The 18,641-nt window shown below is 71.6% G+C and carries 22 protein-coding genes; 11 read left to right on the top strand and 11 right to left on the bottom strand.

Translation table 11 applies throughout. From position 1 onward, the window contains the following. Positions 1-48 precede the first annotated feature (48 nt). Positions 49-702 carry a DUF461 domain-containing protein gene (locus ACFV9W_RS28910; RefSeq protein ID WP_385766383.1) on the top strand — a complete coding sequence of 218 codons (654 nt, stop codon included), beginning with the start codon at positions 49-51 and terminating at the stop codon, positions 700-702. A gap of 74 nt (positions 703-776) precedes the next feature. On the opposite strand, the gene ACFV9W_RS28905 is transcribed toward ACFV9W_RS28910, so the two are convergent. Beyond that, the gene (locus tag ACFV9W_RS28905; protein WP_306321454.1) at positions 777-1,457 is read right to left on the bottom strand and encodes a response regulator transcription factor; all 681 of its coding nucleotides are present in this window, start codon (positions 1,455-1,457) and stop codon (positions 777-779) included. Beyond that, the gene (locus tag ACFV9W_RS28900; RefSeq protein ID WP_385766379.1) at positions 1,454-2,737 is read right to left on the bottom strand and encodes a sensor histidine kinase; all 1,284 of its coding nucleotides are present in this window, start codon (positions 2,735-2,737) and stop codon (positions 1,454-1,456) included. The genes ACFV9W_RS28905 and ACFV9W_RS28900 overlap by 4 nt, the downstream gene beginning before the upstream one ends. A 196-nt stretch (positions 2,738-2,933) precedes the next feature. Between ACFV9W_RS28900 and phoU the strand changes: the two genes are divergently transcribed. Together phoU and cpt are read left to right on the top strand one after the other, a co-directional pair. Continuing rightward, positions 2,934-3,620 (top strand): phosphate signaling complex protein PhoU, encoded by a 687-nt coding sequence (gene phoU / locus ACFV9W_RS28895; protein WP_385766377.1) that lies wholly within the window; start codon positions 2,934-2,936, stop codon positions 3,618-3,620. Between the two features lie 353 nt (positions 3,621-3,973). Further along, positions 3,974-4,495 (top strand): chloramphenicol phosphotransferase CPT, encoded by a 522-nt coding sequence (gene cpt / locus ACFV9W_RS28890; RefSeq protein WP_385766374.1) that lies wholly within the window; start codon positions 3,974-3,976, stop codon positions 4,493-4,495. Positions 4,496-4,507: 12 nt separating this feature from the next. Here cpt and ACFV9W_RS28885 read toward each other — a convergent pair whose 3' ends face one another. Beyond that, positions 4,508-5,062 carry a GNAT family N-acetyltransferase gene (locus ACFV9W_RS28885; RefSeq protein WP_385766371.1) on the bottom strand — a complete coding sequence of 185 codons (555 nt, stop codon included), beginning with the start codon at positions 5,060-5,062 and terminating at the stop codon, positions 4,508-4,510. A 98-nt stretch (positions 5,063-5,160) separates the two neighbouring features. Here ACFV9W_RS28885 and ACFV9W_RS28880 point away from each other — a divergent pair, with 98 nt between their 5' ends. Further along, complete coding sequence (locus ACFV9W_RS28880; RefSeq protein ID WP_385766368.1) at positions 5,161-5,712, top strand: GNAT family N-acetyltransferase; 552 nt, start codon at positions 5,161-5,163, stop codon at positions 5,710-5,712. Between the two features lie 19 nt (positions 5,713-5,731). On the opposite strand, the gene ACFV9W_RS28875 is transcribed toward ACFV9W_RS28880, so the two are convergent. After that, a complete protein-coding gene (locus tag ACFV9W_RS28875; RefSeq protein ID WP_385766365.1) occupies positions 5,732-6,493 on the bottom strand; it encodes a phosphoglyceromutase in 762 nt (253 codons plus the stop codon). 135 nt (positions 6,494-6,628) lie between these two features. Between ACFV9W_RS28875 and ACFV9W_RS28870 the strand changes: the two genes are divergently transcribed. The 3 genes from ACFV9W_RS28870 (at position 6,629) to ACFV9W_RS28860 (ending at position 8,460) form a co-directional block, all read left to right on the top strand. Continuing rightward, the gene (locus ACFV9W_RS28870; RefSeq protein WP_385766362.1) at positions 6,629-7,891 is read left to right on the top strand and encodes an MDR family MFS transporter; all 1,263 of its coding nucleotides are present in this window, start codon (positions 6,629-6,631) and stop codon (positions 7,889-7,891) included. A gap of 30 nt (positions 7,892-7,921) precedes the next feature. After that, positions 7,922-8,200 (top strand): hypothetical protein, encoded by a 279-nt coding sequence (locus ACFV9W_RS28865; RefSeq protein WP_385766360.1) that lies wholly within the window; start codon positions 7,922-7,924, stop codon positions 8,198-8,200. A gap of 68 nt (positions 8,201-8,268) precedes the next feature. Next, on the top strand, positions 8,269-8,460 hold the full coding sequence (locus tag ACFV9W_RS28860; protein ID WP_385766419.1) for a hypothetical protein: 192 nt from the start codon (positions 8,269-8,271) through the stop codon (positions 8,458-8,460). 24 nt (positions 8,461-8,484) lie between these two features. On the opposite strand, the gene ACFV9W_RS28855 is transcribed toward ACFV9W_RS28860, so the two are convergent. Both ACFV9W_RS28855 and mshA read right to left on the bottom strand, forming a co-directional pair. Continuing rightward, a complete protein-coding gene (locus ACFV9W_RS28855; protein ID WP_385766357.1) occupies positions 8,485-8,985 on the bottom strand; it encodes a YbjN domain-containing protein in 501 nt (166 codons plus the stop codon). Continuing rightward, on the bottom strand, positions 8,978-10,321 hold the full coding sequence (gene mshA / locus ACFV9W_RS28850) for a D-inositol-3-phosphate glycosyltransferase (protein WP_385766355.1): 1,344 nt from the start codon (positions 10,319-10,321) through the stop codon (positions 8,978-8,980). The genes ACFV9W_RS28855 and mshA overlap by 8 nt, the downstream gene beginning before the upstream one ends. A 169-nt stretch (positions 10,322-10,490) precedes the next feature. On the opposite strand from mshA, the gene ACFV9W_RS28845 reads away from it, so the two are divergent. The 3 genes from ACFV9W_RS28845 to ACFV9W_RS28835 all read left to right on the top strand — a co-directional run bounded on the left by ACFV9W_RS28845 (position 10,491) and on the right by ACFV9W_RS28835 (position 14,230). Beyond that, positions 10,491-11,291: a class I SAM-dependent methyltransferase gene (locus ACFV9W_RS28845; RefSeq protein ID WP_385766352.1), complete on the top strand. Its 801-nt coding sequence runs from the start codon at positions 10,491-10,493 to the stop codon at positions 11,289-11,291. A 165-nt stretch (positions 11,292-11,456) separates the two neighbouring features. Continuing rightward, positions 11,457-12,518 carry an NlpC/P60 family protein gene (locus ACFV9W_RS28840; protein WP_385766349.1) on the top strand — a complete coding sequence of 354 codons (1,062 nt, stop codon included), beginning with the start codon at positions 11,457-11,459 and terminating at the stop codon, positions 12,516-12,518. 314 nt (positions 12,519-12,832) lie between these two features. Beyond that, positions 12,833-14,230 (top strand): PP2C family protein-serine/threonine phosphatase, encoded by a 1,398-nt coding sequence (locus ACFV9W_RS28835; RefSeq protein ID WP_385766346.1) that lies wholly within the window; start codon positions 12,833-12,835, stop codon positions 14,228-14,230. A gap of 39 nt (positions 14,231-14,269) precedes the next feature. On the opposite strand, the gene ACFV9W_RS28830 is transcribed toward ACFV9W_RS28835, so the two are convergent. The 4 genes from ACFV9W_RS28830 to ACFV9W_RS28815 all read right to left on the bottom strand — a co-directional run bounded on the left by ACFV9W_RS28830 (position 14,270) and on the right by ACFV9W_RS28815 (position 17,381). After that, positions 14,270-14,608 (bottom strand): DUF2516 family protein, encoded by a 339-nt coding sequence (locus ACFV9W_RS28830; protein WP_385766416.1) that lies wholly within the window; start codon positions 14,606-14,608, stop codon positions 14,270-14,272. Positions 14,609-14,721: 113 nt separating this feature from the next. Beyond that, entirely contained in the window at positions 14,722-15,348 is a 627-nt protein-coding gene (locus tag ACFV9W_RS28825) for a hypothetical protein (protein ID WP_385766344.1), read from the bottom strand. Positions 15,349-15,370: 22 nt separating this feature from the next. After that, complete coding sequence (locus ACFV9W_RS28820; protein ID WP_385766341.1) at positions 15,371-15,799, bottom strand: helix-turn-helix domain-containing protein; 429 nt, start codon at positions 15,797-15,799, stop codon at positions 15,371-15,373. Between the two features lie 79 nt (positions 15,800-15,878). Continuing rightward, on the bottom strand, positions 15,879-17,381 hold the full coding sequence (locus tag ACFV9W_RS28815) for an MFS transporter (protein WP_385766339.1): 1,503 nt from the start codon (positions 17,379-17,381) through the stop codon (positions 15,879-15,881). A 122-nt stretch (positions 17,382-17,503) separates the two neighbouring features. Here ACFV9W_RS28815 and ACFV9W_RS28810 point away from each other — a divergent pair, with 122 nt between their 5' ends. Then, positions 17,504-17,995, top strand: a complete 492-nt coding sequence (locus ACFV9W_RS28810; protein ID WP_385766337.1) for a MarR family winged helix-turn-helix transcriptional regulator — start codon at positions 17,504-17,506, stop codon at positions 17,993-17,995. 15 nt (positions 17,996-18,010) lie between these two features. Here the strand turns inward: ACFV9W_RS28810 and ACFV9W_RS28805 are convergent, their stop codons facing one another. Continuing rightward, on the bottom strand, positions 18,011-18,637 hold the full coding sequence (locus ACFV9W_RS28805) for a TetR/AcrR family transcriptional regulator (RefSeq protein ID WP_385766334.1): 627 nt from the start codon (positions 18,635-18,637) through the stop codon (positions 18,011-18,013). Positions 18,638-18,641 lie beyond the last annotated feature (4 nt).

Below are 18,641 nucleotides of genomic sequence, written 5' to 3'. Positions count from 1 at the left end.
TTTACACCCCGCCGCCTTGCCCGCCCACGTTAAGGAGTTGCCGCCGCCGTGAGCAGCAGCCTTCGACGCGGCTCCCTCGCCGCCGCCGCCATCGCCTTCTCGATCGCCTCGCTCGCCGCGTGCGGCGCCGGCAACAACGCGCAGACACTTCAGGTCAAGCCGGACAACGCCGCGACCGCCGTCGGCGACATCAAGATCCAGAACGCCACCGTCGTCACCCAGCCGGACCGCGAGTCCAAGGGCCCGGCCGTCGTCACGGGCACGGTCTTCAACAACGGGCGCACCGCCCAGACGCTCGACGCGATCACCGTCGACGGCGTCGGCAAGTCCGCGAAGCTGACGGACGCCAAGGGCGCCTCGAAGATCACCGTCCCGGCCGGCGGCTCCGTCGTCCTCGGCGGCAAGGGCAACGCCTCCGCCGAGCTGCCCAACAGCCGCACCGCGGTCCTCGACGGCAACGCGCAGCCGATCACGTTCTCCTTCAGCAAGGCCGGAGACGTGAAGCTGAAGGCGTTCGTGGTGCCGGCCGACGGCTACTTCAAGAAGTGGGGCCCGACCGAGGTCCCGGCCGCGCCGGGCGCCTCCGCGAACCCGTCCACGTCGGCCTCCACGTCCGCGACGCCGGACCACGGGGCCTCGGCCTCGACGGGGGCGTCCAGCTCCGCGACGGCCTCCGAGTCGGAGCACGCGGCGGGCCACTGAGCACGTAGCCGTACATACGGCGGAGGGGCGGGACCCGATGGGTTCCGCCCCTCCTGCATGAGCCTGTTGGCTGTTTACGGCTCGAACTTGTAGCCGAGGCCGCGCACCGTGACCAGATAGCGCGGCGCGCCCGGGTCCGGCTCGATCTTGGCGCGCAGGCGCTTCACGTGGACGTCGAGCGTCTTGGTGTCGCCCACGTAGTCGGCGCCCCACACCCGGTCGATGAGCTGCATACGGGTCAGCACGCGGCCCGCGTTGCGCAGCAGCATCTCCAGGAGGTCGAACTCCTTGAGCGGGAGGTCGACCTTGCCGCCGCCCACCGTCACCACGTGCCGGTCGACGTCCATCCGGACCGGGCCGGCCTCCAGGGCCTGCGGAGCGACCTCCTCCGGCTCCCCGTGGCGGCGCAGGACGGCCCGGATGCGGGCGACCAGCTCACGCGAGGAGAACGGCTTGGTGACGTAGTCATCGGCTCCTATTTCCAGCCCGACGACCTTGTCGATCTCGCTGTCCTTGGCGGTCACCATGATCACCGGGACGTTGGAACGGCCGCGCAGCTGACGGCAGACCTCGGTGCCGGGCAGGCCCGGCAGCATCAGGTCGAGCAGGACGAGGTCGGCGCCGTTGCGCTCGAACTCGTCGAGGCCGTCGGGTCCCGTGGCCGCGATGGCGACCTCGAAACCCTCCTTGCGGAGCATGTAGGAAAGGGCGTCGGAGAAGGACTCCTCGTCCTCTACGACGAGCACTCGGGTCACGGAAGGACCTCCGGGGCGGCAGGAGTGGCAGGAAGGGATTCGTATGCGGTTGTGTCGTCGGGCCCGTGTGCGTCGTCTTCGTCGCGTACGTCTCCGGGGCCACTGGTGCGGGATGTCTTGGTGGTGCGGGTCGCGGCCGCCTCGGGCAGCCGCAGCGTGAAGGTGGAGCCCTGTCCCTCCGAGCTCCACACGGTCACCTCCCCGCCGTGCGAGGCCGCCACGTGCTTGACGATGGCGAGGCCGAGGCCCGTGCCGCCGGTCGCGCGGGAGCGGGCCGGGTCGACGCGGTAGAAGCGCTCGAACACGCGCTCCTTGTCCTTCTCGGAGATGCCGATGCCCTGGTCGGTGACGGCTATCTCGATGCGGTCGCCGCCGCCCGCCGAGACACGGCGGGCGGCTATCCCCACGCGCGTACGGGCCGGCGAGTAGTTGACGGCGTTCTCGACGAGGTTGCCGAGGGCGGCCGCGAGCTGCCCCCGGTTCCCCCATACGCGCAGGTCGGCGGTGCCTCCGGCGGCCATGGTGATCTGCTTGCTCGCGGCGGGCTGCCGGCAGCGGTCGATGGCCTCGGCGACCAGTTCGTCGACGCGCACCGGCTCGGCGTCCTCCAGCGGGTCGTCGTTCTGCACGCGCGACAGGTCGATGAGCTCCTGTACGAGGCTGGTGAGCCGGGTCGCCTCGTTCTGCATGCGCCCGGCGAACCGCTCGACGGCCTCCGGGTCGTCGGAGGCGTCCATGACGGCCTCGGAGAGCAGCGAGAGCGCGCCCACGGGGGTCTTCAGCTCGTGGCTGACGTTCGCCACGAAGTCGCGGCGTACGGCCTCGATGCGGCGGGCCTCGGTGAGGTCCTCGACGAGCAGCAGCACGAGCCGGGAGCCGAGCGGGGCGACCCGGGCGGACACGGCGAGCGCGTCGCCGCGCCCCGTGCCGCGCCGTGGCAGATCCAGCTCGACCTGGCGTATCTCGCCGTCGCGGCGGGTGTCGCGGGCCATCTGGAGCATCGGTTCGACCGCGAGCTTCCCGCCGCGTACCAGTCCGAGTGCGTACGCCGCCGAGCTGGCCTTGACCACGCTGTCCGCCTCGTCGAGGACGACGGCGGAGGAGCGGAGCACGGAGAGCACGGTGTCGACGCCGGGCGGCAGGACCGGGTCCGTGTGCAGGGAGGTACGGGTGGGGCGTTTCTGGTCGCGTTCGCTCCAGCGAAACGCCAGCATGGCGATGACGCCGGTGCACACTCCGGCGATCGCAGCCGCTGCGGCGACCGCCGCGTTCACGTCCATGTCTTCAGGTTATGCGGCATCGAGCGCTCCTCCACAGCCATCCGAGTGGCAGCTCGAACACTCGTCGCCCAGAGTTCACCTTGGGTACGGGGTCGATTCACTTGTGGTGCCGGATTCGGACGCGTACAGGACGGAACGTGGGAGCGTGGGGCCAACCGGGTTCCATACGAAGCCAGGTACAGAGAGGGAACGCCGTATGCGTGACGCGTACCACGAGGAACTTGACTCGATCGGCGAGGGCCTGGTCGAGATGGCCCGCCTTGTCGGGTCGGCGATCGGGCGCGCCACCACGGCCATGCTCGACGCCGACCTGAAGCTCGCGGAGACCGTGATCGCCTCCGACCAGAAGGTGGACGATCTCCAGCACGAGCTGGAGGCACGGGCCATAGCCCTGCTGGCCCGCCAGCAGCCGGTCGCGACGGATCTGCGGATCGTCGTGACGTCGCTGCGGATGTCCGCCGACCTGGAGCGCAGCGGTGACCTGGCGCAGCATGTCGCCAAGCTGGCCCGCCTGCGCTTCCCGGAGCGCGCCGTTCCGCACGACCTGCACGCCACGATCCTGGAGATGGGCCAGCTCGCGCAGCGCCTGATGGCGAAGGCGGCGGAGGTCATCATCACCAAGGACGTCGATCTGGCGATGCAGCTGGAGCAGGACGACGACGAGATGGACCAGCTGCACCGCACGCTGTTCCAGCACCTGATGGACGAGAAGTGGAAGCACGGCATCGAGACGGCGGTCGACGTGACGCTGCTCGGCCGCTACTACGAGCGCTTCGCGGACCACGCGGTGTCGGTCGCGAAGCGGGTCGTGTACCTGGTGACGGGCGAACACGCGGACGAGGTGCAGGGGGCGGCGCAGCCGCAGCCGGTCGAGGGCGCCTGACCGTACGAGAGAAGGCCCCGCGCGAGCACGCTCGCGCGGGGCCTTCCCGCATCGCGTTCGGATGCGTACGTACGGGTCAGCAGCTGCCGCCGCACTGGCACGGCGCGCCCGACTGGCAGCCGCAGCCGCAGCCCGAGCCGCAACCGCAGGCTCCGAGCAGCACCAGCTTCGGTGCGGGCTGGCTCACTTCGACGGGCGCTTCAGGGCTCTGGCTCGGCTTCGGGGAGTCGGCGGCCATGGTTTTCCCTCCTCGACGGGGCTCCGGGGTGAAGCCCTTCCCCCATTGCATGCCCACCGGGGCGGGCGCATCAACGGCGCACGTGTGCGCGGCAGTTGCTGCGTAGGCTGCCGCCATGCCTCAAGTGATCGTTCTCAACGGCGGCTCCAGCTCCGGGAAGTCGAGCATCGCGTGCGAACTGCAGACGCTGCTGCTGCCCGTGCCGTGGCTGAGCCTGAGCGTGGACACGCTGATCGGGGCGCTGCCCCGGTCCGGGGCGGGCATCGAGTTCGCCGCCGACGGTTCGGTCACGGTCGGTCCCGTGTTCCGCGAGGTGGAGGCGGCGTGGCTGGCGGGGGTCGCGGCGATGGCGACGGCCGGGGCGCACGTGATCGTGGACGAGGTCTTCCTGGCGGGACCGCGCTCCCAGTCCCGCTGGCGTGCGGCGCTGACCGGACTGGACGTGCTCTGGGTCGGCGTCCGCTGCGAGCCGTCGGTGGCGACGTCCCGCGAGACGGCGCGCGGCGACCGGGTCCCCGGCATGGCCGCCTCCCAGGCGTCCCTGGTGCACGAGGGCGTGACGTACGACCTGGTGGTGGACACGACGCACACCTCGGCGGAGGCGTGCGCGCGGGAGATCGCGGGGGCGGGAAGCTGAGGGCCGGGCAGGTCAGGGGCGGTCCAGGCCCCAGGTCTGGAGGGCGTACGGGCGGCCCTTCTCCTCGCCCATGACCAGCGGTACATCGTCGAGCAGGCGGAAGCCCGTTCTGGTGGCCACGGCGACGCTGGCGGCGTTCTCGGCCTCCAGCTCCAGGATCACGCGGCTCGCGCCCAGTTCCCCGAAGGCGTACGCGGCCACGACCCGCACCGCCCGTGCCGCGAGGCCCTGTCCGCGGTGGGCCGGGCCGACCGCGTAGCCGATCTCCATGCCCTCGGCGGAGGGCCGCAGCATCACCTCGCCGAGGGGTGCGCCGCCGTCGACGGTGATGGCGAGCAGGATCGACGCGCCCTCCGCCCGCCGCCGCCGGCTCAGGTCCAACTGGGTGCGGGCCGCCGCGGCGTTGAACGGCGAGGCCATCGGCGTCCAGTACGCGACGTCGGGGTTGTCGAAAAGGCCCGGCATCGCGGCGAGGTCGGCCTCGCTCCAGTCGCGCAGGACGAGCCCCTCCCCCGACAGCTCCAACCGCTCGGGAAAGGACGTGCTGAACGCGCTGACACTGCTCACGGTGACGGACCTCCCTGGCCTGTTCGAGACGACGCAGAATAACCAGCCACCGCCCCGGCACACCCCTCAATTTCCGGGCTCCCGGCTACGATCCGCCCATGATCGAGGTGCGCGCGATGAAGCTGGGCGACGTGGCCACCGTCTCCGCGCTGCGAGTGACCGGTTGGCGAGCGGCGTACGCCGACATCGTTCCGCACGGCTACCTGGCCGCGATGTCCGCCGATGAGGACGCGCCCCGCCGCCGCGACCGCTTCCGGTCCCCCGCCAACCCCGTCGACAACCTGGTCGCCACGGACACCACCGGCGCCGTGATCGGCTGGGCCGCCCTCGGCCCGCTCCCCGAACCCGCGTCCGGCGAACTCCTCGCCCTCTACGTCCTGCCCGACCGCATCGGCTCCGGCGTGGGCCGCCTCCTCCTGGACGCCGTCCGCTCCCGTGCCACCGCCCGCGGCTTCCACCGCCTCGACCTGTGGGTCCTCGCGGCCAACACCCGCGCCCGCCGCTTCTACGAACGCTCCGGCTTCACCCCCGACGGAGCCGAGCGCACCGAGACGTACGACGGCGTCCCGCTCCAGGACGTGCGGTACGTCGGCCCCGCCACGGCCCCCGGCAACGAAGAGGCCCCCTACCGGCGGGGAAACCGCAGGTAGGGGGCCTGAAGCGTGGTGCTTACTTCTTCTTGCCCTGGTTCTTGACCGCCTCGATGGCCGCCTTGGCCGCGTCCGGGTCCAGGTACGTGCCGCCCGGGTTGAGCGGCTTGAAGTCGGCGTCGAGCTCGTAGGAGAGCGGGATGCCGGTCGGGATGTTGAGGCCCGCGATGTCGGCGTCGGAGATGCCGTCCAGGTGCTTGACCAGGGCGCGGAGGCTGTTGCCGTGCGCCGCGACCAGGACCGTCCTGCCGGTCAGGAGGTCCGGGACGATGCCGTCGAACCAGTACGGGAGCATGCGGACGACGACGTCCTTGAGGCACTCCGTCTGCGGGCGCAGCTCCGGCGGGAGCGTCGCGTAGCGGGGGTCCTCGAACTGGGAGTACTCGGCGTCGCGGTCGAGGGCCGGCGGCGGGGTGTCGTACGAGCGGCGCCACAGCATGAACTGCTCCTCGCCGAACTCGGCGAGGGTCTGCGCCTTGTCCTTGCCCTGCAGGGCGCCGTAGTGGCGCTCGTTCAGGCGCCAGCTGCGGTGGACGGGGATCCAGTGGCGGTCGGCGGACTCCAGCGCGAGCTGGGCCGTGCGGATCGCGCGCTTCTGGAGCGACGTGTGGACCACGTCGGGGAGCAGGCCGGCGTCCTTGAGCAGCTCACCGCCGCGGACCGCCTCCTTCTCGCCCTTCTCGTTGAGGTTGACGTCCACCCATCCGGTGAACAGGTTCTTCGCGTTCCACTCGCTCTCGCCGTGGCGGAGGAGGATCAGCTTGTACGGTGCGTCGGCCATGGGGCCGAGCCTAATCGACCGCCCCTGCGCCCGCCGATTGACGGTCCCCGTCAATTGAGTGGCCGAGACGAATACCCGGTGCGTAAGTTACGTAAACCTGCCGCACTACTTACACCAGCCCCGGGGGATGCACCCATGTCAGTCGCCTCGCTCAGACGTGCCGCCACGGAGTCCGTCTCCGGGCTGCCGCGCGAATTCTGGTGGCTGTGGACCAGCACGCTCGTCAATCGGCTCGGTAATTTTGTTCTCACGTTCCTCGCGCTGTATCTGACTGCCTCGCGCGGTTTCTCCGCCGCGTACGCCGGTCTCGTCGCTTCGCTGATCGGGCTCGGCGGCGTCATCGCGTCCGTGCTCGGCGGCGTGCTCGCCGACCGGCTCGGGCGGCGGCCCACCCTGCTCGGCGCGCAACTGGCCACCTCGGCGACGGTCGCCGCGCTCGCCTTCGTGCGCGACCCGGCGTGGATCGCGGTCACCGGCTTCGCCCTCGGCCTCGCCTCGAACGCCTCGCGGCCCGCGATCCAGGCGATGATGGCGGACATCGTGCGCCCCGAGGACCGGGTCCGGGCGTTCTCCCTCAACTACTGGGCGATCAACCTGGGGTTCGCGATCTCGTCCGCGTACGCCGGTTTCCTGGTCGCGCAGAGCTACACGCTCGGCTTCCTCGTCGAGGCCGGGATGACGCTCGCCTGCGCCGTGGTCGTCTTCGTGAAGGTCAAGGAGTCGCGGCCCACCCGCACGGTCGTGCCGGGCGCGCCGTCGAGCCCGGCGGTCACCCTGGGGACGGTGCTGCGCGACGGGCGGTTCATGCTGATGGTGGGGCTTTCGTTCCTCGTCGCCGTGGTCTTCACGCAGAGTTCGGTCGGGCTGCCGATCGTCATGGGTGAGAACGGGCTGAGCAGTTCGGACGTCGGGCTCGTCGCCGCCGTCAACGGTGTCGTCATCGTCGCGTTGCAGATTCCGCTGACCCGGTTCATCGAACGGCGGGACCCCGGGCGCCTGTTGACCGTCTCCTCGCTGCTCATCGGCTACGGCTTCGCCCTCACCGCGCTCGCCGGATCGATCACCGCGTACGCGCTCACGGTCGTGGTGTGGACGCTCGGCGAGATGATCAACGCGCCTACGCAGTCGGGGCTCGTGGCCCGCCTCTCCCCCGCCGAAGGGCGCGGCCGCTACCAGGGCGTCTACACCATGTCGTGGTCGGCGGCGGCCCTCGTCGCCCCGCTCGCGGGCGGCTGGGTGATCGACTCGGCGGGCGCCGGCTGGCTGTGGGCGGGGTGCGCGATCCTCGGCACGGCGACGGCGATCGGCTACTGGGCGCTGATGCGCGGGCTGCCGGACGCGGGGCCTTCGAAGCCGGTCGCGGCGGCGCCCGTGGCGGCCGAGAACAGCCCGGCTTGACCGGGCAGTTCGGCGGGTACGTGACCGTACATGGCCGAACCCCCAAGGACCTCCTCCAGAACTGACGAACCGCCCAGAACGCTGGTGGGCGGCGTCGAGGTCGACGTCCCCAACAGCATTCCGGCGATCCGCGCCGCGCTGGACGCCAAGCAGCGCGCCGAGTTCGACCGGGCGATCAACGCGGCGGGGGTCGGCGAGATCCACGCCGTCATGCGGCACTGGATGCTGGAGGCGGTGCCGGACCCGGAGGCCGACGCGATCCTCGCCCGGCTCGCCCGCGACGAGGCGGAGAGGCGGGGCCCGGCGTGAGCCGCAGACGCAGGCGCGGCGCCTGCCGCGTCGCCTACGCACCGCCCGCCGACGACACCCTGGCCAAGATGGCGAACCCGGACGCCTTCCGCGACGAGATGGCCCGCACGCTGTCCCACGACCCGTACGGCCACGGTTCGACGACGGTGTGCGGCGAACGCGACCGCCGCGAGGCGACGGTCGGCGGGGCGATAGTCCTCTACTACGTCTCCGGGTCGGTGCTGACCGTGACGGTGGTGCGGATGGTGGCGCTCGGCTAGCGGTCAATCAGCTTGTTGAGAGACTTACTTGGCGGGGCGCTGCGTCAGGTGCGCGAACGCGTCCAGGTTGCGCGTCGACTCGCCGCGCGCCACCCGCCACTCGTACTCCTTGCGGATCGCGCTCGCGAAGCCCAGTTCGAGGAGCGTGTTGAAGGAGCCGTCCGCGGCCTCCAGGACCGAGCCGAGGAGGCGGTCGATCTCGTCGGGGGTGACGGCGGCGAGCGGGAGCTTGCCGGTGAGGTAGATGTCGCCGAGCTGGTCGACCGCGTAACTCACGCCGTACAGGCGCAGATTGCGCTCCAGGAGCCAGCGGTGCACACCGGCCTCGTTCTCGTCCGGGTGCCGGATCACGAAGGCGTTGAGCGAGAGGCTGTGCCGGCCCACGCGCAGGGACAGCGTCGTGGACAGCTTGCGGGTGCCGGGGAGCTTCACCACGTACGAACCCGTCTCCGGGCTCTCCCACTCCAGCTCGGCGTCCTTCAGCGTGGACTCGATGACGTCGTGTGCCTGTCGCTGGTCAGCCATGGTGCGAGGGTACATAACGGCGCCTCGCCTGCATCGCCGCCGTGTAGACGTCCGCCGTCGCGGAGGCCGCCGTGTCCCAGCCGAAGGAGAGGGCGTGGCGGGCGGCCGCGTCGCCCATGGTGTCGACCAGGTGGGGGTGGTCGGCGAATTCGCGGAGCACGCGCGCGTAGTGGGCAGGTTCGTGGCCGTCGACCAGGAAGCCGGTCTTGTCGTGGCGTACGGCTACGGGGAGGCCGCCCACGGACGCGGCGATCACCGGCGTGCCGGCGGCCTGGGCCTCTATGGCGACGAGGCCGAAGGACTCGTTGTAGGACGGCATGACGAGGACGGATGCCGCGCGGAACCAGTCCGCGAGCTGCTCCTGGCCGACCGGCGGCTGGAAGCGGACCACGTCCGCGACGCCGAGCTTCGCGGCGAGCTTCTGGAGGGCGGCCGGCTTGGCGAGGCCGCTGCCGCTGGGGCCGCCGACCACGGGGACGACGATGCGGGAGCGCAGCTCGGGCCGCTCGTCGAGGAGGACGGCGACGGCCTTCAGGAGGATGTCGGGGGCCTTCAGGGGCTGGATACGGCCCGCGAAGAGCGGGACCAGGGCATCCTGGGGCAGACCGAGGCGGGCGCGGGCGGCGGCGCGGCCGTCGGCGGGGCGGAAGCGGTCCAGGTTCACGCCGGGGTGCACGACCGCGACGTTCCCGGGGTCCGCCTCGTAGTGCCGTACCAGCTCGTCGGCCTCCTCCGCCGTGTTCGCGATGAGGCGGTCGGCGGCGCGCACGATCTGGGTCTCGCCGATGACGCGGGCGGCCGGCTCGGGGGTGTCGCCCTCCGCCAGCGCCGCGTTCTTGACCTTGGCCATGGTGTGCATGGCGTGCACGAGGGGCGCGCCCCAGCGCTCGGCGGCGAGCCAGCCGACCTGGCCGGACAGCCAGTAGTGCGAGTGGACGAGGTCGTAGTAGCCGGGGCGGTGGCCCGCCCACGCCTGCATGACGCCGTGCGTGAAGGCGCACAGCTGGGCGGGCAGGTCCTCCTTGGCGAGGCCCTCGTAGGGGCCCGCGTCCACGTGCCGTACGAGGACGCCGGGCGCGAGCTCGACCTCCGGCGGCAGGCCGCCGGAGGTGGCGCGGGTGAAGATCTCGACCTCTATGTTGATCGCCGCGAGCCGCTTGGCGAGCTCGACGATGTAGACGTTCATGCCGCCCGCGTCGCCCGTGCCGGGCTGGTGGAGGGGCGAGGTGTGCACGCTGAGCATCGCGATGCGGCGCGGGCGCCGATGCGCACCGGGGAACCGCAGCAGGGCCGGAGCAGCCCCGGAGCGGCGGAACCTGGTCACGTACTGGCTCACGTGGCGGGCCCTCCTTGGTGGGCGTACTGCGGGCACGACGACCGGAGGGCACAGGCCCTCTTCCAAGGGGGCAACGCCGGAGCCGGCTGCTCCATTTCCACTTTGCCGAATCATTACCGTACGGGTCTCAACCAAAGCGGCGTCCGGGGCAGCGCATACCCTCGTACCCATGAGCCCGCGTTCCAGTTCTCGCCCCGTGGGAACCGTGACGCGAGGCACCACCAATCCGAATCGGCTGCGCCGCATGGACCGCTGGATCGCGGCCGTCCACGGCGCCGCGCTGCGCCGCGCCGACGACCCGGTGGCGGTCGATCTCGGCTACGGGGCGGCGCCCTGGACGGCCGTGGAGCTGCTGGCCCGGCTGCGGGAGACGGCGCCGCACGCGCGCGTGGTCGGCATCGAGATCGAGCCGGCGCGGGTCGCCGCGGCGAAGCCGTACGAGCGCGACGGGCTCACCTTCCGGCACGGCGGCTTCGAGGTGCCGCTCGACACTCCCCCGCTCCTGATCCGCGCCGCGAACGTGCTGCGCCAGTACGACGAGGAGCAGGTCGCCGCGGTGTGGGAGCGGCTGTGCGCGCGGCTCGCGCCGGACGGCCTCCTCGTGGAGGGCACCTGCGACGAGATCGGGCGCCGGCACGTGTGGGTGGCGCTCGGCCCCGAAGGCCCGCGGACCGTGACGTTCGCGACCCGGCTGGGGTCCCTGGAGACACCCTCCGACCTGGCCGAACGGCTGCCCAAGGCGCTGATCCACCGCAACGTTCCCGGCGAGCCGGTGCACGCTTTCCTGCGCGATTTCGACCGGGCGTGGGCGGCGGCCGCGCCCTACGCCTCGTACGGTGCGCGGCAGCGGTGGATCCGGACGGTGCGGGCTCTGGCGGCCCACTGGCCGGTGGTGGATCGTCCGGGGCGCTGGCGGCAGGGTGAAGTGACCGTGGCGTGGGGGGCGTTGGCGCCGGGGAGAAACGGCTGAGACACGGCGGATCCAGGGGAACGATCTCGGCGTCCCGTTCGTCGGAGCGTTCGGGGAATGCCGTACGGGTCTGTCGCATTCGGGACGCGCGTGGCACCATCCCCCGAACGTGCGCGAGTTACTGACGGTAAATCAGGTTTGTCTCGGCTGTGGGGGCAGGAGCAGATGAGCAAGCGGAGCACGACGACGATGGCGGCCCTGGCGCTGGTGTGCGCCGTGACCGTACTGGCGCCGACGGGCGTGGCGTACGCGGATCCCGCGCCCTCCCCCTCGCCCTCAAGTCCGCTGAAGACCGCGGATCTTGAGGCCGTGCGCAAGAAGCTCGACAAGCTGTACCACCAGGCCGCGGTCGCCACCGACGAGTACAACGCGGCGGAGGAGAAGGCGGCCGACCAGTCCGACCAGATCGTGAAGCTGGCCCGGAAGATCGCGGACGGCCAGGCGGAGCTCGACAGCCTCGAGGGCCGGGCGGGCGCGGCGGCCCGCGAGCAGTACCGCACCGGCGGGATCTCCCAGGAGGCCCAGTTCATGCTGGCCGGCGACCCGGGCCGCTTCCTCGACAACGCGGGTCGCGCCCACCAGGGGCAGCAGGCCACGCGGAATCTGATCTCCCGCCTCGACAGGACGCAGGACTCCCTGGAGAAGTACGCGGACGTCGCCTCCGCCAAGTGGAAGGCGCTCGACGAGGGGCGCGAGAAGAAGGCCGCCGCGAAGAAGCGGATCGAGAAGCAGATCAAGGCGGCGCAGAAGATCGAGGACCGGCTCGCCGAGAAGGAGCGCGAGCGGCTGCGGCAGCTGGAGGAGGCGGCCGAGCAGAAGGCGCAGACGGAGTGGCTCTCCTCGGGCGTCCTGAAGGAGATCGACGGCAAGGCGTCGGCGGCCGGCAAGAAGGCCGTGCGCTACGCGTCGGAGCAGCTGGGCAAGCCGTACGTGTGGGGCGCAGAGGGCCCGAAGTCGTTCGACTGCTCGGGCCTGACCTCGCAGGCGTGGGCGTCGGCGAAGCAGCCGATACCGCGCACGTCGCAGGAGCAGTGGAAGCAGCTGAAGCGCATCGACATCAAGGACATGCGCCCCGGCGACCTGATCATTTACCACGACGACGCGAGCCATGTCGGGATGTACATAGGCAAGGGGGCGATCATCCACGCGCCCCGTCCGGGGCGGAATGTGACGGTCGCGGGCGCGGGTTCGATGGCGATGCTCGGGGTGGTCAGGCCGGACGCCTGAGGCCGGGGCCGCCGCCTGCCCGCCGACCCCCGGGGCCGGATGTCGGATTTGGTCCCCAATTGGGTGACGTGCCCCACGTGACCTACGGCACGCGCGGCCGTGCGGTTCCGGCGCCCCGGCGTGACCTTCGTCATCTTCGGCCCGCCCGACCAGGGACGGAACCCACCCAATTCCGGTGCTGGGGGCGGCATATGACGCGGGCCCTTTGCCGCTCACCATTCCGTTCGGACGTCGGCTAACGCTAAGGTCCCCGTCGGTGGTGCGAGGACCTTCGTCCCACCGTGCCCTCGGGGGGAGGGAAGGAAACCGAAGCGATGCCCGTACCCGTACCGCGGCAGAGAGCGATCCCGGCCGTGGAAGGTGGTCAGGCTCAGGACGCGCACTCCACGACCGACATGCACGACCAGCAGGACCGGCAGGACGAGCGGCCGACCACCGACCGCCCTGCCGCCAACGACACACAGAGCGCCGAGTACGACCAGGAGACGTCGGCCGACGAGGCCGCTCACGCGCCGGCACCCGCCGAGCGTGACGCCACCGGCCTGACGATCCTGGTCATAGAGGACGACCCGGCGGGCTCCCTCAGCATCCCCGAGGTGCCCGACGCCGCGGGCAAGCCGATCCGCGTGCGCACCGCGCGCAACCTCACCGAGGCCGAGCGGCTGCTCACCGACGACGTCAGCTGCATCCTGCTCGACCTCGCGCTGCCCGGCGCGAAGCCGGACCGGTCGGAGCCCGAGCACCAGGACGAGCTGCGCACGCTGCGGCACCTGCTGCGCCTGGCCCCGCGCCGCGCCGTGCTCGCCCTGACCACGTCGGGCGACGCCGAGCGCGGCGCCGAGGCGGTCCGGGTGGGCGCACAGGACTATCTGTTCCGCGAGGAGCTGGACTCCCGGCTGCTCGGCCGGGCGATCCGGTACGCGGTGGAGCGCAAGCGCGCCGACGTGGCGCAGCAGGGGCTCACCGAGTCCCGGCTGCGCGCGCAGGAGAACGCCCGTCTGGAGCGCGGCCTGCTGCCGAAGCCGCTGCTGGACGGTTCGACGCTGCGGTTCGCCTCCCGCTACCGTCCGGGCCGCTCGCGCGCGCTGCTCGGCGGCGACTTCTACGACACGGTGCGCACGCCCGACGGCACGGTCCACGCGATGATCGGCGACGTCTGCGGGCACGGCCCCGACGAGGCGGCGCTCGGCGTGGAACTGCGCATCGCGTGGCGCGCGTTGACGTTCGCGGGCCTGTGCGGGGACGAGCTGCTCTCCACGCTCCAGCAGGTCCTGGAGCACGAGCGCTCCGACGACGAGATCTTCGCGACGCTGTGCACGGTCGACATCGCGCCGGACGGCCGGCGCGCGGGCCTGTGCCTGGCGGGCCACCCGGCACCGCTGATAGCGACCCCCGGACGCCCCGCGGTACTGCTCCCGTACGAGAACAACGGCCCGGCCCTCGGACTGCTGCCGAAGGCCCGGTGGCCGCGCATGCAGGTCGAGTTGGGCCCCGAGTGGAGCCTGATGCTCTACACGGACGGGCTGATCGAGGGCCGGATCGGCGAGGGCAGGAAGCGGCTCGGCCAGGAGGGCATGGTGGAGATGATCCGCCGCCAGCGGGCGCAGGGCCTGACCGGCGAGGGGCTGCTCGAGGCCGCGATGAACGAGGTGCGCGATCTCAACGGGGGCGATCTGACGGACGACGTGGCGGTACTGCTGCTCGACCGGTGAACCGGCCCCGGGGGTGGAAGCCGGGGTCGGACGGGTCGGTCAGCGGCCGCCGTTGTACGGCCCGTACGGCCCGTCGCTGCTGGAGCCGCCGCCCTTGCGGCCCCCACCGCCACCGCTGATCTGCTTGACGGCGGGCCGCACGTCCACCATGTAGACGATGGTCGCGATCAGGCCGATGATCGGCAGGAACGACAGGATCGGGAACAGCAGGTTCACGACGAACGCGATCCCGAGGATGATCAGCCAGAACGGCTTGGTCTTCTTGTCGGCCGCCCGGTAGGCGTCCTCACGCCGGATGGCGGCGTCGACGAGCGCGAAACCGCTGAAGATGATCAACGCCATGCTCAGCAGCCACATCACATTGGCGAAACCCTGCATCAGCACAACGCCACCACCAGAATCGACTTGCTTACGGAACCGTCCGACGACGGCCACGGTACCCGTACAACGGGCCGGACACTCCACAAGTGCCCGGCCCGTCGGCGCAGCCCCTACTTGGCGGGCGGCGTGGAGCCGGAGCCGGTCTTCTTGGCGGGCGTGGTCGTCTTCTTCGCGGTGGTGGTCTTCTTGGCCGGGGCCTTCTTGGCGGCGGCCGGCTCGTCCTTGGCCTGCGCGTCCTTGGCCTGCGTCTCCTTGGCCTGCGCGTCCTTGGTCTCCGGCTCGGGGTCGGGCTCGACGGCCTCGGCGATCTCAACGATCTCCTCGGCGGCCTCGCCGCGCCATGCCTTCACAGCCTCCTCGCCGTGCTCGGCGACCTTCTCGTACGTCTCGCGCGCCTTGACGGCGGCCTCCGCGGCGTAGCCGACGCCGCGCAGCGCGAACTCCTGGGCGCTCTCGCCGAACTTCTTCAGGTCGGTGTCGAGGCCCGCGACCAGCTCGTTCACCTTCGCCGTGAGGGTGGCCTGCGCCTCCTTGGCGCGGGTGGCCGCCTTCTCCTGCACGTCCTTCGGGTCGGTCTGCCGCACCGAGTCGAAGCGGGCCGGCGCCTCGCTCCGCAGCTGCTCCACGATCCCCGGCACCTTCTTGGCCTGCTGGTACGCGAGCTCGGCGGTGCCGGCGGCAAAGTAGAGCGGGGTCGGGTCGGTGAGGGTCTTGCGCAGGTCGTCCTTGATGGCCATGGCGTGGTCCTCCCGGATCACATCAACTGCTGCTTGAGGGCTCGGCATCGCCACTGTCGGGCTCGGTGTCGCTGTCAGTGCCGTCGTTGCTCTCGCCGGTGCCGTCGCCGTTCTCGTGCCTGAAGGCTTCGTAGATCTGCAACAGAACCTGCTTCTGACGCTCGTTGAGCGAGGGGTCGGCGAGGATGACGGCGCGCGTCTCCACCTCGGTCCGCTCCCGCTCGGCGTCGAGAATGCCGGCGTGCACGTACAACGTCTCCGCGGAGATCCGCAGGGCCTTGGCGACCTGCTGCAGAACCTCCGCGCTCGGCTTGCGCAGCCCGCGCTCGATCTGACTCAGGTACGGGTTGGACACCCCGGCGGCCTCGGCGAGCTGACGGAGCGACAACTGCGCGTTGCGACGCTGCTCGCGCAGGTATTCGCCGAGACTTCCGACGTTGAGCGATGCCATGCCCCGATGGTGCCGCAACCGCGCTAACTTTTGCAAGCGACTGCTTGCAAAAGTGTCGCGCGCCACGCGCGGAGCCGGATCAGGGCGCCGCCAAAGGAGGGGCGGACGCCGCGCGGCCGGACTCGGCGGCGGGTGCGGACTCGGCGGCGGGTGCGGCCGGTCGCCTCAGCAGGACCAGCGCGACCAAGAACGCGATCCCGATCAGCCCGGCCCCGGCGGCGAACGCGAGCCGGTATCCGCCGGTCAGCGCGGCGGCCTGCGAACTCCCGCCCGCCACAAGGGAGTCGGTGCGCGCGGCGGACAGGGTCGAAAGGACGGCGACACCCAGCGCCATGCCGATCTGCTGGGTGGTGTTGAACAGGCCGGAGGCAAGGCCCGCGTCCCGCTCGCCCGCCGCGGACATCCCGAGCCCGGCGAGCGCGGGCAGCACGAGCCCGCCGCCGGACACCAGCAGCATCACGGGCAGCAGATCGGCGACGTACTGCCCCTGAACAGGCACCCGGGCGAGGTACCCGAGGGCCCCTGCGAGCAGGACGAGCCCGGCGAGCAGCACCCGCCGTTCCCCGAACCGGGTGGCCAGCCGGGCCGAGACACCCAGCGAGACCGCGCCGATCAGCACGGCGGCGGGCAGCATCGCGAGGCCGGTCTCCAGGGCCCCGTAGCCGAGGACCTGCTGCATGTAGAGCGCGGCGAGCACCTGGAAGGCGAACATCGCGGCGAGGGTGAGGATCTGCGTGACGTTGGCGCCGACGACGGCCCGCGAGCGCAGGATGCGCAGCGGCATGAGCGGCGTACGGGCCCGCGCCTGGCGCACGACGAACGCGGCGACGAGGACCAGCCCCGCCACGACCGCCCCGGCCGACCGCCACGACCCCGCCCCGTACGCCTCGATGTTGACGACGCCGAGGATCGCGAGCATCAGCCCCGCCGTGATCAGCAGCGCGCCCCACGCGTCGGCACCGGCGCGCAGCCCGAGGCCGCGGTCGCCCGGCAGGGCGGTGGCCGCGAGGGCGAGGACGGCGGCGCCGATGGGCAGGTTGATGTAGAAGATCCAGTGCCAGTCGAGGACGTCGGTGAGTACGCCGCCCAGGACCTGCCCGATCGAGGCGCCCGCGGCGCCGGTGAAGCTGAACACCCCTATGGCGCGGGCCCGTTCGCGGGGGTCGGTGAAGAGCGTGACGAGGATCCCGAGCCCGACGGCGGCGGCCATCGCGCTCCCGACGCCCTGGAGGAAACGCGCCGCGAGCAGTACGGCGGGGGTGGTGGCGATCCCCGCGACGAGCGATGCGGCGGTGAACACCCCGGTGCCGGCGAGGAACATCCGCTTGCGGCCGAGCAGATCGCCGAGCCGCCCGGCGAGAAGCAGCAGGCTCCCGAAGGCGATGAGATAGGCGTTGACGACCCAACTCAGGCCGCTGGGCGAGAAGTTGAGGTCGTTCTGGATGGCCGGCATCGCGACGGTGACGATCGACCCGTCGAGGATGATCATGAGCGTGCCGGTGGCGATGACGCCGAGGGCGAGCCAGCGGGAGCGAGTGGGCTCACCGGCGGACGGCACGGGAGGAGTGGGCGTTACAGACATGACTGTGCCCTTCGGTCGTTCGTTCTGCCACCCCTGCCGGGCGGCGTCGACGAAACGACCGTAGCAGATAGTTTCGTTGCAGACGATATTCTTCGGAACGACTCATCGACTACCCTGGGCCCATGACCGCCATGACGCCCGCCCCCACCCGGACCAGGCCCGACCTCTCGTACCTCCTGGACCACACGAGCCATGTGCTGCGCAGCCGGATGGCCGCCGCGCTCGCCGAGATCGGGCTGACGGCGCGGATGCACTGCGTGCTCGTGCACGCGCTGGAGGAGGAGCGCACGCAGAACCAGCTCGCGGAGATCGGCGACATGGACAAGACGACGATGGTCGTCACGGTCGACGCCCTGGAGAAGGCCGGACTCGCGGAGCGGCGGCCGTCCAGCACGGACCGGCGGGCGCGGGTCATCGCCGTCACGGAGGAGGGCGCGCGCACGGCCGCGCGCAGCCAGGAGATCGTGGACCGGGTCCACGAGGAGGCCCTCGCGGCGTTCCCGCCGGGCGACCGGGAGACGTTCCTGCGCCTGCTCACGCACCTCGCAGAGGGCCACCTGAGCACGCCCTCGCCGAGCCCGGCGGGGCCGCGGAGGGCTCGGCAGCGGGGGTAGTGACCCGGGGCGCGGTCACCCGTACCAGCGCCCGATCCCCTCCGCCAGCTGCCGGAACCCTTCCTTCGCGGTGCGCACGGCCGCCGCCTCCAGCTCGTCGGCGGACTCGCCGGCCACGATCCGTCGCACGTTCTCCTCGGCGAGGATCCGCTGCGTGGCGACGATCTGCCCCGCGGCGATCCGGGCCCGCACCCCAGATCCGCCCAGCGCTTCGGCGAGTGCCCGCTCGGACCGCTCCTGATACCCGTACAACCGGGCCACCAGCTGCGGCGTCCCGTACAGCAGCCGCTGATACGCGAGCACCGCCGGGTGATCGCACAGGCCGGTCACCGGGTCCCGCCGCCGCAGCCCCTCCAGAAAGTGCCGCCGCAACGCCCCGAGCGGCGCCTCCCCCTCCGCCCGGCCCGCCACGACCCGCGCCGCCTCGTCCTCGTGGTCCGCGAACCGGTGCAGGACGAGGTCCTCCTTCGCGGCGAAGTACCGGAACAGGGTCGGCTTCGACACCTCCGCCGCCGCGGCGACCTCGGCCACGGACACGCTGTCGTACCCCTTCTCCATGAACAGCCGCACGGCGGTCTCGGAGAGCGTCTGCCGGGTGCGCTGCTTCTTGCGTTCACGGAGGCCGGGGGCGCGGTCGGTCATGAGG

It is taken from the genome of Streptomyces sp. NPDC059897, assembly GCF_042730865.1.
In the GTDB taxonomy this organism is placed as follows: domain Bacteria; phylum Actinomycetota; class Actinomycetes; order Streptomycetales; family Streptomycetaceae; genus Streptomyces.
The sequence above is the reverse complement of the archived record's forward strand: the minus strand, read 5'-3'. Positions and strand labels throughout refer to the sequence as shown.

What these genes read in the sequence shown, in the direction of transcription:
- ACFV9W_RS28840 (WP_385766349.1), top strand. Translation starts at nt 11,457, where the DNA reads ATGAGCAAGCGGAGCACGACGACGATGGCGGCCCTGGCGCTGGTGTGC.
- ACFV9W_RS28880 (WP_385766368.1), top strand. Translation starts at nt 5,161, where the DNA reads ATGATCGAGGTGCGCGCGATGAAGCTGGGCGACGTGGCCACCGTCTCC.
- ACFV9W_RS28860 (WP_385766419.1), top strand. Translation starts at nt 8,269, where the DNA reads ATGGCGAACCCGGACGCCTTCCGCGACGAGATGGCCCGCACGCTGTCC.
- ACFV9W_RS28830 (WP_385766416.1), bottom strand. Translation starts at nt 14,608, where the DNA reads ATGCAGGGTTTCGCCAATGTGATGTGGCTGCTGAGCATGGCGTTGATC.
- cpt (WP_385766374.1), top strand. Translation starts at nt 3,974, where the DNA reads ATGCCTCAAGTGATCGTTCTCAACGGCGGCTCCAGCTCCGGGAAGTCG.
- phoU (WP_385766377.1), top strand. Translation starts at nt 2,934, where the DNA reads ATGCGTGACGCGTACCACGAGGAACTTGACTCGATCGGCGAGGGCCTG.
- ACFV9W_RS28825 (WP_385766344.1), bottom strand. Translation starts at nt 15,348, where the DNA reads ATGGCCATCAAGGACGACCTGCGCAAGACCCTCACCGACCCGACCCCG.
- ACFV9W_RS28835 (WP_385766346.1), top strand. Translation starts at nt 12,833, where the DNA reads ATGCCCGTACCCGTACCGCGGCAGAGAGCGATCCCGGCCGTGGAAGGT.
- ACFV9W_RS28815 (WP_385766339.1), bottom strand. Translation starts at nt 17,381, where the DNA reads ATGTCTGTAACGCCCACTCCTCCCGTGCCGTCCGCCGGTGAGCCCACT.
- ACFV9W_RS28820 (WP_385766341.1), bottom strand. Translation starts at nt 15,799, where the DNA reads ATGGCATCGCTCAACGTCGGAAGTCTCGGCGAATACCTGCGCGAGCAG.
- ACFV9W_RS28845 (WP_385766352.1), top strand. Translation starts at nt 10,491, where the DNA reads ATGAGCCCGCGTTCCAGTTCTCGCCCCGTGGGAACCGTGACGCGAGGC.
- ACFV9W_RS28810 (WP_385766337.1), top strand. Translation starts at nt 17,504, where the DNA reads ATGACCGCCATGACGCCCGCCCCCACCCGGACCAGGCCCGACCTCTCG.
- ACFV9W_RS28855 (WP_385766357.1), bottom strand. Translation starts at nt 8,985, where the DNA reads ATGGCTGACCAGCGACAGGCACACGACGTCATCGAGTCCACGCTGAAG.
- ACFV9W_RS28875 (WP_385766365.1), bottom strand. Translation starts at nt 6,493, where the DNA reads ATGGCCGACGCACCGTACAAGCTGATCCTCCTCCGCCACGGCGAGAGC.
- ACFV9W_RS28865 (WP_385766360.1), top strand. Translation starts at nt 7,922, where the DNA reads ATGGCCGAACCCCCAAGGACCTCCTCCAGAACTGACGAACCGCCCAGA.
- ACFV9W_RS28805 (WP_385766334.1), bottom strand. Translation starts at nt 18,637, where the DNA reads ATGACCGACCGCGCCCCCGGCCTCCGTGAACGCAAGAAGCAGCGCACC.
- ACFV9W_RS28900 (WP_385766379.1), bottom strand. Translation starts at nt 2,737, where the DNA reads ATGGACGTGAACGCGGCGGTCGCCGCAGCGGCTGCGATCGCCGGAGTG.
- ACFV9W_RS28870 (WP_385766362.1), top strand. Translation starts at nt 6,629, where the DNA reads ATGTCAGTCGCCTCGCTCAGACGTGCCGCCACGGAGTCCGTCTCCGGG.